At 61.2% G+C, this 12,905-nt stretch carries 11 protein-coding genes; 10 read left to right on the top strand and 1 reads right to left on the bottom strand.

Annotated features, from left to right (window positions below):
* Positions 1–127 precede the first annotated feature (127 nt).
* The gene (gene thiC, locus ACX3YF_RS04910) at positions 128–2,017 is read left to right on the top strand and encodes a phosphomethylpyrimidine synthase ThiC (RefSeq protein ID WP_047536631.1); all 1,890 of its coding nucleotides are present in this window, start codon (positions 128–130) and stop codon (positions 2,015–2,017) included.
* A 149-nt stretch (positions 2,018–2,166) separates the two neighbouring features.
* Positions 2,167–3,459, top strand: coding sequence for a putative hydroxymethylpyrimidine transporter CytX (gene cytX / locus ACX3YF_RS04905; protein ID WP_130204980.1), 1,293 nt, complete (start codon positions 2,167–2,169; stop codon positions 3,457–3,459).
* Here cytX and ACX3YF_RS04900 read toward each other — a convergent pair.
* The gene (locus tag ACX3YF_RS04900; RefSeq protein WP_198132358.1) at positions 3,428–4,174 is read right to left on the bottom strand and encodes an RsiV family protein; all 747 of its coding nucleotides are present in this window, start codon (positions 4,172–4,174) and stop codon (positions 3,428–3,430) included. The two genes, cytX and ACX3YF_RS04900, sit on opposite strands and share 32 nt — an antisense overlap.
* 214 nt (positions 4,175–4,388) lie before the next feature.
* On the opposite strand from ACX3YF_RS04900, the gene ACX3YF_RS04895 reads away from it, so the two are divergent.
* The 8 genes from ACX3YF_RS04895 to parC all read left to right on the top strand — a co-directional run bounded on the left by ACX3YF_RS04895 (position 4,389) and on the right by parC (position 12,898).
* A complete protein-coding gene (locus ACX3YF_RS04895) occupies positions 4,389–5,006 on the top strand; it encodes an NUDIX domain-containing protein (protein WP_198132359.1) in 618 nt (205 codons plus the stop codon).
* Positions 4,997–5,449, top strand: coding sequence for a DUF1249 domain-containing protein (locus ACX3YF_RS04890; RefSeq protein WP_046819863.1), 453 nt, complete (start codon positions 4,997–4,999; stop codon positions 5,447–5,449). Before ACX3YF_RS04895 ends, ACX3YF_RS04890 begins: the two co-directional genes overlap by 10 nt.
* A 112-nt stretch (positions 5,450–5,561) precedes the next feature.
* Positions 5,562–6,377, top strand: a complete 816-nt coding sequence (gene cpdA / locus ACX3YF_RS04885; protein WP_198132360.1) for a 3',5'-cyclic-AMP phosphodiesterase — start codon at positions 5,562–5,564, stop codon at positions 6,375–6,377.
* 180 nt (positions 6,378–6,557) lie between these two features.
* A complete protein-coding gene (locus tag ACX3YF_RS04880; protein WP_090465470.1) occupies positions 6,558–7,166 on the top strand; it encodes a YqiA/YcfP family alpha/beta fold hydrolase in 609 nt (202 codons plus the stop codon).
* A gap of 42 nt (positions 7,167–7,208) precedes the next feature.
* Entirely contained in the window at positions 7,209–9,113 is a 1,905-nt protein-coding gene (parE, locus tag ACX3YF_RS04875) for a DNA topoisomerase IV subunit B (protein WP_130204972.1), read from the top strand.
* Positions 9,113–10,102, top strand: coding sequence for an esterase-like activity of phytase family protein (locus ACX3YF_RS04870; RefSeq protein WP_458973472.1), 990 nt, complete (start codon positions 9,113–9,115; stop codon positions 10,100–10,102). Before parE ends, ACX3YF_RS04870 begins: the two co-directional genes overlap by 1 nt.
* Positions 10,099–10,620: a retropepsin-like aspartic protease family protein gene (locus tag ACX3YF_RS04865; RefSeq protein WP_047536656.1), complete on the top strand. Its 522-nt coding sequence runs from the start codon at positions 10,099–10,101 to the stop codon at positions 10,618–10,620. Before ACX3YF_RS04870 ends, ACX3YF_RS04865 begins: the two co-directional genes overlap by 4 nt.
* Before the next feature lie 10 nt (positions 10,621–10,630).
* A complete protein-coding gene (gene parC, locus ACX3YF_RS04860) occupies positions 10,631–12,898 on the top strand; it encodes a DNA topoisomerase IV subunit A (protein ID WP_047536659.1) in 2,268 nt (755 codons plus the stop codon).
* The last annotated feature ends 7 nt before the right edge of the window (positions 12,899–12,905 follow it).

Genomic DNA, 12,905 nt, shown 5'->3' with positions numbered 1-12,905 from the left:
TTCGACAATCGAACACCCCTCGAGCACTGAGCACAGCACTGCTGGAATTCCCAGCGCCCGTGCGTCCATTCGTTTACAGGTTCGCTCCGACAAATCCACCGCCTGGATGCTGTCTGGAGAGCCCGTGATGACGACAAAAGCAAAAAACGACACCCACCTGAGCGAATCGGCCAAGGTCGACGAGCAGTCGGTTCAGCCTTTTACCCGCTCGCAAAAAATTTATGTGCAGGGCTCTCGCCCGGACATTCGCGTGCCGATGCGCGAAATCAGCCTGGACGTGACCCCCACCGATTTCGGCGGCGAAATCAATGCCCCGGTCACTGTCTATGACACTTCAGGCCCGTACACCGACCCCAACGTCATCATCGACGTGCGCAAGGGCTTGGGCGATGTGCGCTCGGCCTGGATCGACGACCGGGGTGATACCGAGCGCTTGCCTGGCCTGAGCTCGCACTTCGGCCAGGAGCGCCTGGCCGATCCGGAACTGACCAAGCTGCGTTTCGCTCACGTCAACAACCCGCGCCGCGCCAAGGCCGGGGCCAACGTCAGCCAGATGCACTACGCGCGCAAAGGCATCATCACCGCCGAGATGGAATACGTCGCCATCCGCGAAAACATGAAGCTGCAAGAGGCCCGCGCTGCCGGCCTGATGAAACAGCAGCACGCCGGTCACAGCTTCGGCGCCAGCATCCCGAAAGAAATCACGCCGGAGTTTGTCCGCGAAGAAATCGCCCGTGGTCGCGCAATCATTCCAGCCAACATCAACCACACCGAACTGGAACCGATGATCATCGGCCGTAACTTCCTGGTGAAGATCAACGGCAACATCGGCAACAGCGCCCTGGGTTCGTCCATCGAAGAAGAAGTGGCGAAACTGACCTGGGGTATTCGCTGGGGTTCGGACACGGTCATGGACCTGTCCACCGGCAAGCACATCCACGAAACCCGCGAGTGGATCATCCGCAACTCGCCGGTGCCGATCGGTACCGTGCCGATCTACCAGGCGCTGGAGAAGGTCAATGGCGTCGCTGAAGACCTGACCTGGGAGCTGTTCCGCGACACGTTGATCGAGCAGGCCGAGCAAGGCGTCGACTACTTCACCATCCACGCCGGCGTGCTGTTGCGCTATGTGCCGATGACCGCCAAGCGAGTGACCGGCATCGTTTCCCGTGGCGGTTCGATCATGGCCAAGTGGTGCCTGGCGCACCACAAGGAAAACTTCCTCTACACCCATTTCGACGAAATCTGCGAAATCATGAAGGCCTATGACGTCAGCTTCTCGCTGGGCGATGGCCTGCGTCCGGGTTCGATTGCCGACGCCAACGACGAAGCGCAGTTCGGCGAGCTGGAAACCCTCGGTGAGCTGACCAAGATCGCCTGGAAGCACGACGTGCAATGCATGATCGAAGGCCCGGGCCATGTGCCGATGCAGTTGATCAAAGAGAACATGGACAAGCAGCTCGAGTGCTGCGACGAGGCGCCGTTCTACACCCTCGGCCCGCTGACCACCGACATCGCACCAGGCTACGACCACATCACCTCGGGTATTGGTGCGGCGATGATCGGCTGGTTCGGTTGCGCCATGCTTTGCTACGTGACGCCGAAGGAGCATTTGGGTCTGCCGAACAAGGATGACGTGAAGACCGGGATCATCACCTACAAGATCGCCGCTCATGCCGCCGACCTTGCGAAGGGGCATCCAGGCGCGCAGATTCGTGACAATGCCTTGAGCAAGGCGCGTTTCGAGTTCCGTTGGGAAGATCAGTTCAACCTCGGCCTCGATCCGGACACCGCTCGCTCGTATCACGATGAAACCCTGCCGAAGGATTCGGCCAAGGTCGCGCATTTCTGTTCGATGTGCGGGCCGAAGTTCTGCTCGATGAAAATCACCCAGGAAGTGCGCGAGTACGCGGCCAACCAGCGGATCGAAGCGCTGGACGTGGACGTCGCCCAAGGCATGGCCGAGCAGGCCGAGCGCTTCAAGAAAGAAGGCAGTCAGCTGTACCAGAAAGTTTGATCTGACCTGAAAGGATGGGGCCTATAGGCCCCATCGCCAGCAGGCTGGCTCCCACACTGGATTTGTGAACGCCACAAGTCCCCTGTGGGAGCCAGCCTGCTGGCGATAGCGGTCAACACAACAACAAATGTCCTTCTGAGATAACACCCTTGAGCATTCAACCCAGTACTTACTCCCCCGACATCGCGGTGCCGTCTGACAGGCGTGTGTTCGGCGGCCGGGATCTGTTTTCCCTGTGGTTCTCCCTCGGCATCGGCCTGATGGTGCTGCAGACCGGCGCGCTGTTGGCGCCGGGTTTGGGGCTGTCCGGCGCGTTGCTGGCGATTTTTCTAGGCACGCTGGTCGGTGTTTTGCTGCTGGCCGCGGTTGGCGTGATCGGTAGCGATACCGGCCTGTCGTCGATGGCCGCGCTCAAACTCAGCCTCGGCGCCAAAGGCGCGAGCCTGCCGGCGGTGCTGAACCTGCTGCAACTGATCGGTTGGGGTTCGTTCGAAATCATCGTCATGCGCGATGCCGCCAGCCTGTTGGGCGCACGAGCCTTCAGTGAAGGCAGCCTGCTGTCCCATCCGATGCTGTGGACGCTGGTCTTCGGCGCGCTGGCGACCTTGCTGGCGGTCAGCGGTCCGTTGACGTTCGTGCGCCAGATCCTGCGCAAATGGGGCATCTGGCTGCTGTTGGCCGCGTGCACCTGGCTGACCTGGAACCTGTTCGCCAAGGCTGATCTGGCGGGCTTGTGGGCGCAGGCCGGTGACGGTTCGATGCCGTTTGCCGTGGGCTTCGACATCGCGATTGCCATGCCGCTGTCGTGGTTGCCGCTGATTGCCGACTACTCGCGTTTCGGCAAACGGGCGAAAAACGTATTCGGTGGCACCGCGATCGGTTTCTTTATCGGCAATTTCTGGCTGATGAGCCTGGGCGTGGCCTACACCCTGGCGTTCGCGCCGAGCGGTGAAGTCAATGCCTTGCTGCTGGCTCTGGCCGGTGCAGGCCTGGGGATTCCGTTGCTGCTGATTTTGCTGGATGAGTCGGAAAACGCCTTCGCCGACATTCACTCGGCGGCGGTGTCCAGCGGGATTCTTCTACGCCTGAAGGTCGAGCACCTGGCGTTGGCCATCGGTGTGGTCTGCACCTTGATCGCCTTGCTGGCGCCCTTGGCTCAGTACCAGAACTTCCTGCTGTTGATCGGTTCGGTATTTGCGCCGCTGTTCGGCGTGGTGCTGGTGGACCACTTCATCCTGCGCAAACGCAGTGGCCAGGTCGCGGCAGCCGCATTGCGCTGGCCGGCGTTGCTGGCCTGGCTGGGCGGGATCAGCACTTACCATCTGCTGGCCAATCTGTATCCGGACATCGGCGCAACCCTGCCGGCGCTGGTGCTGGCAGGGTTGCTGCAACTCGTGCTGGGCCGGGCCTTCAGTTACGGCCGGGAAACAGCTCGGGCTTGATGATGCCATTCAGGCGAGGGTAGGGGATCTTCAGTTCGACATGGCCCAGCGCGTAAGGCGCGATGCTGCTGGTTTCGTACTTGAGGATCACCCCACCGTAGGTCAGCGCCACGTTCTGGGTTTTCTGGAACGGCCAGCTCTTCACGAATTCCGGTTCCTGATCGAGCTTGGTGCTGATCAGCCAGCTGTTGTGCGCCACCTGCGCGGCCTTCCAGAACGCGTCTTCCTGTCCCGGTACCAGCATGTCCGACAGCGTCAGCACCTTGTGCTGCTGGCGTGAGTAGTTGATGAAACCGCGGCCCGGAATCCCATGGGCGCCGCCGTTGTCCAGGTAGCTGGACAGTTCGACAATCACCAAGCCGTCATGCTGCTCGCGTACTTTCGATTGCAAATAACTGCTGTTGCGCGGGCCGGCGGTGCGCAAAAACTGTTCGCGATACGCGGCCAGTGTAGGCGCCACAGGGGCATCGGGCGAGGTGCGGGTCATTTGCAGCAGGCGTTTTTCGATGATGCCGTCAAGCGTAGGTTCGGCCGGGAAGTGCACGATATCAATATTCACCAGCGCGCAATCCTGATCCTTGCAGCCAGGCTTGAGCTGTTCGGAGGCGTCGCGAGTGGTTTCCAGCGGCGCCCGATAGTTGGGCTGGAACAGACTCTGGCAGGCACCCAGGGTCAGGGCGATGGCGGCCACGGAGGCGATTTTAAAAAGCGACATGGTTGTCCTTCATAAAACAGGGAAAGGCGAAAAGTTACCCGCTTCGACTGTCAACGAAGCAGTCAGTTCGCCACTAAGCTAATTAGAGTGGGTTTCGCCCTCACCGTCTATCCCGCTGACGGGAAAGGGGCTGCATCAAAGGTCACCGGCGCGTTAGGATGGCGCGAAGTCGAGGTGGGAGCCTCGTACAGGATTAGCAGTAACGAGGATAGTCATGACTGATTTTGCCACCGCCATTCCGACCGCCGTTGATATCGTTCGGCGCGAACAGTGCTATCAGGGCTTCTACAAGCTCGATCGCGTGCACTTGCGCCACGAACTGTTCGCCGGTGGCATGAGCCGCGAGATCAATCGTGAAGTGTTCGTGCGCCACGATGCGGTGTGCGTGCTGCCTTACGATCCGCAGCGCGATGAAGTGGTGCTGATCGAGCAGTTCCGCGTCGGCGCCATGGGCAAGACCGACAATCCCTGGTTGATCGAACTGGTCGCTGGTCTGATCGACAAGGAAGAAGTACCGGAAGAAGTTGCTCACCGCGAAGGGCAGGAGGAAGCTGGGCTTGTATTCGGGGCGCTGTGGCCGATGACCCAATATTTTCCATCGCCGGGCGGCAGCAATGAATTCGTGCATTTGTACCTGGGGCGTTGCGAGACAACCGGGGTCGGCGGCCTGCATGGGCTGGAGGAAGAAGCAGAAGATATCCGCGTCTCGGTCTGGGCCTTTGAAGATGCCCTGCAGGCCGTACGCGACGGACGTATTGCCAACGCACCAAGCATCATTGCCTTGCAGTGGCTGGCCTTGAATCGCGTTGAAGTGAGGGGGTTATGGTCGTAAACAAGCTGCGCGATCGCTATCGGGTGGACCTGGTGGGGCTGCAAGCGTCCTGCGAGGCGAACTACGCGCGACTGATGCGACTGCTGCCGGACATGCGCAACGAGCCGGCCGCGCGGCGCATCGCCGTGACCCATGGCGATCAGATGCTCGGGGTGCTGGCGCTGGAAGTGCTGCAAGTCTGCCCGTACACCACGACCCTGCAAGTGCGTCAGGAACACAGCCTGCCGTGGCTGCCGGTGCCGCAACTGGAAGTGCAGGTCTATCATGACGCGTGCATGGCCGAAGTGGTCAGCGCCGAACATGCGCGGCGCTTTCGTGGCATCTATCCTTACCCGAACGCCTCGATGCACCAGCCGGATGAAAAAGCCCAACTGAACATGTTTCTGGGCGAATGGTTGAGCCATTGCCTGGCGTTGGGGCACGAGTACGAAGTCGTACGTTAATGGTGAGCCGCAGTTGTGAACTGCGTCAGGTTCACAGGTTTCCCCTTTAGGTCGTCCCCCAGCATAATTGCGCCATTCATCCATTCCCGTGATCACGCCCTGGGAGAACACCTTGCCGAGCGTATCCACATTGAGTGCCGCCGATCCGGCGTTGCTGGTGCAAATTTCCGACAGCCATCTGTTCGCCGAGGCGGATGGCACGCTGCTGGGCATGAATACCCGCGACAGCCTGCAAAGAGTCATCGAGCTGGTACGCCAGCAACAGCCGCAGATCGACCTGATCCTGGCCACGGGTGATCTGTCGCAGGACGGCACGCTGGAGTCTTACCAGCGGTTTCGCGACCTGACCGGGCAACTCGGTGCGCCAGCCCGCTGGATTCCCGGCAACCACGACGAGCCGTTGATCATGGCCGAGGCGGCGGTGCAGAGCGCGTTGCTGGAATCGGTGGTCGACATCGGTAACTGGCGGGTCACGCTGCTCGATTCAGCCGTGCCGGGCTCGGTGCCGGGGTATTTGCAGGACGAACAGTTGCAACGGCTGGCGAGCTCGTTGAGTGAAGCGCCGGAGCGCCATCACCTGGTGTGCTTCCACCACCATCCAGTATCGATCGATTGTGCCTGGATGGAGCCGATCGGGCTGCGTAATCCCGAGGCGTTGTTTGCTGTGCTGGATCGTTTTCCACAGGTGCGCGCGGTACTTTGGGGGCACGTGCATCAGGAAGTCGATCAATGGCGTAATGATGTGCGTTTGATCGCTTCGCCTTCGACCTGCATTCAGTTCGAACCGGGCAGCGATGATTTCATGGTCGGGGAGCAAGCGCCGGGGTATCGCTGGCTGCGGCTGTTGCCGGATGGCCAGCTCGAAACCGGAGTGGAGCGCGTCACCGGTTTCGACTTCCAGATCGATTACAGCTCCAACGGCTATTAGTCATTCCCCAAGATTGCATTGCGGCCTTCGCGAGCAGGGCTTCGTGAACGGTGCAGATCCATTGTGGGAGCGAGCTCGCTCGCGAAGGCGTCCGCCCGGGCGACCCGATTTCACGGGTATCCCCGATTCCCCCGACACCCTGTAAACTCCGCCTCTTTATCCGACGCACAGGGAGTTCAAATGTCCGGCTCGATCCTTTATATCCACGGGTTCAACAGCGCGCCTGCGTCGAAAAAGGCCACTCAGTTGAGCGAAGTGATGGAGCGTCTGGGCTTGAGCGATCGATTGCGCGTGCCGGCCTTGCATCACCATCCCCGTGAAGCCATCGGTCAGCTGGAGCAAGCGATTGAGGCGCTCGGACGGCCACTGCTGGTCGGCAGCTCACTCGGCGGCTACTATGCGACTCACTTGGCCGAACGCCATGGCCTCAAAGCCCTGTTGATCAACCCTGCCGTCAGTCCGCACCGGATGTTCGACGGGTTTCTGGGGACGCAGAAAAACCTGTATACCGATGAGACCTGGGAACTGACCCATGACCATGTGACGGCCCTGGCCGAACTGGAAGTGCCGGCGCCGCAGGACCCGCAGCGCTATCAGGTGTGGTTGCAGACCGGTGACGAAACGCTGGACTATCGCCTCGCCCAGCAGTATTACCGGGCTTGTGCCTTGCGTATTCAGGCGGGCGGCGACCACGGTTTCCAAGGGTTTGCCGAGCGTCTTCCGGCCATGCTGAGTTTTGCCGGCATCGGCGCAGATTTGTATCAGGCGATTGATTTCAGCGCACTGTGAACCGTTGCCCCTTTTTCATTGAATCACTGACGACGAGACCCTATGGCCACTCCCAGCGCTAGCTCTTATAACGCAGACGCCATCGAAGTCCTCTCGGGCCTCGACCCGGTGCGCAAGCGCCCCGGCATGTACACCGACACCACTCGGCCAAACCACCTCGCCCAGGAAGTCATCGACAACAGCGTCGACGAAGCCTTGGCCGGGCATGCCAAATCGGTGCAGGTCATCCTGCACGCCGACCACTCGCTGGAAGTCAGTGATGACGGTCGCGGCATGCCGGTGGACATTCACCCGGAAGAAGGCGTCTCCGGCGTCGAACTGATCCTCACCAAACTTCATGCGGGCGGCAAGTTTTCCAACAAGAACTACCAGTTCTCCGGCGGTCTGCACGGGGTGGGTATTTCGGTGGTCAACGCCTTGTCGACCGAAGTCCGGGTCCGCGTAAAGCGTGACGGCAACGAATACCAGATGACCTTCGCCGACGGTTACAAGAAAACCGAGCTGGAAATCATCGGGACGGTGGGCAAGCGCAACACCGGCACCAGCGTGTTCTTCGCCCCGGACCCGAAATACTTCGATTCACCGAAATTTTCAATCAGTCGCCTCAAGCACGTGCTCAAGGCCAAGGCCGTCCTGTGCCCGGGGCTGCTGGTCAGTTTTGAAGACAAGGCCAGCGGCGAGAAAGTCGAATGGCATTACGAAGATGGCCTGCGCTCCTACCTGGTCGACGCGGTCAGCGAATTCGAACGCCTGCCGGACGAGCCGTTCTGCGGCAGCCTGGCCGGTAACAAAGAGGCCGTGGACTGGGCATTGCTGTGGCTGCCGGAAGGTGGCGACGCGGTGCAGGAAAGCTACGTCAACCTGATCCCGACCGCCCAGGGCGGTACCCACGTCAACGGCCTGCGCCAGGGCCTGCTCGACGCGATGCGCGAGTTCTGCGAATTCCGCAGCCTGTTGCCGCGCGGCGTGAAGCTGGCGCCGGAAGACGTCTGGGAACGCATTGCGTTCGTGCTGTCGATGAAGATGCAGGAGCCGCAATTCTCCGGTCAGACCAAGGAGCGTCTGTCGTCCCGTGAAGCGGCGGCGTTCGTTTCCGGTGTGGTCAAGGACGCGTTCAGTCTGTGGCTCAACGCCAACCCGGAAACCGGCATGCTCCTGGCGGAACTGGCGATCAACAACGCCGGCCGGCGCCTGAAGGCCAGCAAAAAAGTCGAGCGCAAGCGCATCACCCAGGGTCCGGCCCTGCCGGGCAAGCTCGCCGACTGCGCCGGGCAGGACCCGATGCGTTCCGAGCTGTTCCTGGTGGAGGGTGATTCCGCCGGCGGTTCGGCCAAGCAGGCGCGGGACAAAGAGTTCCAGGCGATCCTGCCGTTGCGCGGCAAGATCCTCAACACCTGGGAAGTGGACGGCAGCGAAGTACTCGCCAGCCAGGAAGTGCACAACATTGCCGTGGCCATCGGCGTCGATCCTGGCGCGGCGGACATGAGCCAGCTGCGCTACGGCAAGATCTGCATCCTCGCCGACGCCGACTCCGACGGTCTGCACATCGCGACCCTGCTCTGTGCATTGTTCGTCCAGCACTTCCGGGCGCTGGTCGATGCCGGCCACGTCTATGTCGCCATGCCGCCGCTGTACCGGATCGACCTGGGCAAAGAGATTTACTACGCCCTGGACGAAGCCGAGCGCGATGGCATTCTCGATCGCCTGGTGGCGGAGAAGAAGCGTGGCAAGCCGCAGGTCACCCGATTCAAAGGCCTGGGTGAAATGAACCCGCCGCAGTTGCGCGAAACCACCATGGATCCGAACACCCGGCGCCTGGTGCAACTGACGCTGGATGATTTCGAAGCGACGTCGGAAATCATGGACATGTTGCTGGCGAAAAAACGCGCCGGCGACCGCAAGACCTGGCTGGAATCCAAAGGCAACCTGGCCGAGGTTCTGGGCTGATGCGTCTGGGCTTTGCCCTGGCGTGTGCATTGCTGCTGACCTCGATCACGGTGTCTGCCGAGCCGGCACCGCCGTTGCGTCTGGTGTCCGAGCATGCCATCGAAGGCATGCGCGGGGGCAACCTGTCCGGGCTGGCCCTGTGCGGCAAGGACTTGTGGGCGGTCTCCGATCGCGACGACGATCAGATCTACCGACTCGATGCCCAGGCGGGCGTCTGGCGCGCGCAAGCCGTGGGCATCGGCGTTCCGCCGGTGCCTGACAGCGGTTTGCCCTGGGGATTGCGTTCGCGGACCTGGGCGGCGTCGTTCGTGCGTGGCGGGGATCTGGATTTCGAAGGCATCACCTGCGACAGCGCCGGCAATCGCTACATCGTCAGCGAAGGCCACGCGGCTGTCCTGCAAGTGCCGCCAACGGGGCCCGCGTCCTGGCTGAAAATCTCGCCGATGATGGTGCGCGAAGCGCGGGCCAGCGGCATGTTGTTGCAATTCAATGCATTGTTCGAAGGGTTGGCGATCAATTCGACGGGGGATCAGTTGTGGCTCGCCGCCGAGCGCCAAAGCCGCGGACTGGTGCTGATCAAGCGCAAGCAGACGGTGTGGGATTGCGACGGTGGCTGTGTGCTGTTGAGTGAATCGGGCATGGAAATGCAGCCGAAGCAGTTTCCCGGGGCCAAGGCGGTTTCACGGGATTTTTCCGATCTGTCATTGTTCAACGGCAAGCTGTTTACCCTGGAGCGCAATGCCTATCAGATCTGTCGCCGGGACCCGCAAACGGCCAAAGTGGAGCGCTGCTGGTCTTATGCTGACGAGTTGTTGCAGGAAAACCGTCGTTATCCACAGGACTACGGGCTGGAAGAGGCATTGGTCGTGGATGCGGATGGTGCGTGGATCGGTGTCGACAACAATTTCGGTGCCCGCGCCGATGGCGAGTTACGGCCGATCGTCTGGCGCTTTGCCGCGCCAGAAGGTGGCTGGAGTGCCAAGCCATGAGTCAGCAACCACCGGGCAAGCGCGCCGGCCGGGTGTTGATGGTGCTGGCCTGGTGCGCCGCGCTGTTTCTGGCGACGCGGTTTTTTGGCCAGTGGGAAGAGCGCCAGCAAAACCCGAACGTGGCGGTGAGCTCGGAGCAGGGCGAAGGTTTTATCGAAGTGAAACTGGTCAGCAATGGCCAGGGGCATTTCGTCGCCAGCGGCCATATTAACGGCCAGCCGGTGGATTTCATGCTCGATACCGGGGCGACCGACGTGTCGATCCCGGCCAGCCTGGCCGAGCGGCTGAAGCTGGAGAAAGGCTTCGGGGTGACCCTGAGCACGGCCAACGGTTTGAGCGAGGGGTATCGAACCCGCATCGACCGGCTGCAACTGGGCGATATCGTGTTGCGTGATGTACGCGCACTGGTCGCACCCGGTTTGCATGGCGACCAAGTGCTGCTCGGCATGAGCGCACTGAACAAACTTGAATTTACCCAGCGCGGTGGCACCATGCTGCTGCGCCAGACAACGAATTGATGAGGCCCGCATGAGCGATATCCTTGCAGACAGCTTGGACGGCGTAGAACGCCGTTCGCTGGCTGACTTCACCGAAAATGCCTACCTCAACTACTCCATGTACGTGATCATGGACCGTGCCTTGCCGCATATCGGCGACGGCCTGAAGCCGGTCCAGCGGCGCATCATCTACGCCATGAGCGAGTTGGGGCTGGACGCCGACTCCAAGCACAAGAAGTCGGCGCGTACCGTCGGTGACGTGCTCGGTAAATTCCACCCCCACGGCGACTCGGCCTGCTACGAAGCCATGGTCCTGATGGCCCAGCCGTTCAGCTATCGCTACACGCTGGTGGACGGTCAAGGTAACTGGGGTGCGCCGGACGATCCCAAATCCTTCGCCGCCATGCGTTACACCGAGGCGCGGTTGTCGCGTTACTCCGAAGTGCTGCTCAGCGAACTGGGCCAGGGCACTGCGGACTGGGGGCCTAACTTTGACGGTACTCTCGACGAGCCTCTGGTGTTGCCGGCACGTTTGCCGAATATCCTGCTCAACGGCACCACCGGTATCGCGGTGGGCATGGCCACCGACGTTCCGCCGCACAACCTGCGCGAAGTCGCCAGCGCCTGCGTGCGTTTGCTCGATGAGCCCAAGGCCACGGTCGAACAGCTCTGCGAGCACATTCAGGGCCCGGATTATCCGACCGAAGCGGAAATCATCACGCCGCGCGCCGATCTGCTGAAAATCTACGAAACCGGTCGCGGTTCCGTGCGCATGCGCGCCGTGTACCACGTCGAAGACGGCGACATCATCGTCACCGCGCTGCCGCATCAGGTTTCCGGCGCCAAGGTGCTGGAACAGATCGCCGCGATGATGCAGGCCAAGCCGTCCAAGGCCCCGCAGATTGCCGACCTGCGCGACGAATCCGATCACGAGAACCCATGCCGGATCGTGATCATTCCGGGCGCCCGCAAAAACTTTGATCACGATGCCTTGATGCAACACCTGTTCGCCAGCACCGAGCTGGAGTCGAGCTACCGGGTCAACATCAACATCATCGGGCTGGACGGCAAGCCGCAACTGAAAAACCTGCGGGCCCTGCTGGTCGAATGGCTGGAGTTCCGGGTGCAGACTGTTCGTCGTCGCCTGCAATTCCGCCTCGACAAGGTCGAGCGTCGCCTGCACCTGTTGGACGGTTTGCTGATTGCCTACCTCAATCTGGATGAAGTGATTCACATCATCCGTACCGAGGAGCATCCGAAAGCCGCCCTGATCGAGCGCTTTGCCCTGAGCGAGATCCAGGCCGACTACATCCTCGACACCCGCTTGCGTCAGTTGGCGCGACTGGAAGAGATGAAGTTGCGTGCCGAGCAGGATGAGCTGCTCAAGGAACAAGCCAAGCTGCAAGCCTTGCTGAGCAGTGAAGCCAAGCTGAAAAAGCTGGTGCGCACCGAGTTGATCAAGGATGCCGAAACCTACGGCGACGACCGTCGCTCGCCGATCGTCGAGCGCGCCGAGGCCAAGGCCCTGACCGAGCACGATCTGCTGCCGAACGAGAAAGTCACCGTCGTGCTGTCGGAAAAAGGCTGGGTTCGTTCCGCCAAGGGGCACGAAATCGACGCCACCGGGCTTTCCTACAAGGCCGGGGATGGCTTCAAGGCCCTGGCGGCGGGGCGCTCCAACCAGTTTGCGGTGTTTATAGACTCCACTGGTCGCAGCTATTCGGTGGCGGCGCACACCTTGCCATCGGCCCGTGGCCAGGGCGAGCCGCTGACCGGCCGTCTGACGCCACCGCCGGGGGCCAGTTTTGAATGCGTGCTGATGCCCGAGGACGACGCGCTGTATGTCATTGCCTCCGACGCCGGTTACGGTTTCGTGGTCAAGGGTGAAGACCTGCAGGCCAAGAACAAGGCCGGCAAGGCGCTGTTGAGCCTGCCGAACAACGCCAAGGTGATCCTGCCGCGTCCGGTGGCTGATCGTGAGCAGAACTGGCTGGCTTCGGTGACCACCGAGGGTCGCCTGCTGATCTTCAAAATCAGCGATCTGCCACAATTAGGTAAGGGCAAAGGCAACAAGATCATCGGTATTTCCGGTGAGCGAGTGGCCAGTCGCGAAGAGTATGTAACGGACATCGCCGTCCTGCCGGAGGGTGCCACTTTGGTGCTGCAGGCCGGAAAACGCACCTTGTCACTGAAAGCGGACGACCTCGAGCACTACAAAGGTGAGCGTGGGCGTCGTGGTAACAAATTGCCACGTGGCTTCCAGAGGGTAGATGCGCTGCTCGTCGAAAACCTCAATTAAGCGTGCT

The sequence above is a fragment of the Pseudomonas fluorescens group sp. PF-69 genome (genome assembly GCF_054481235.1).
This window is presented reverse-complemented; position numbering and strand designations above follow the sequence as displayed.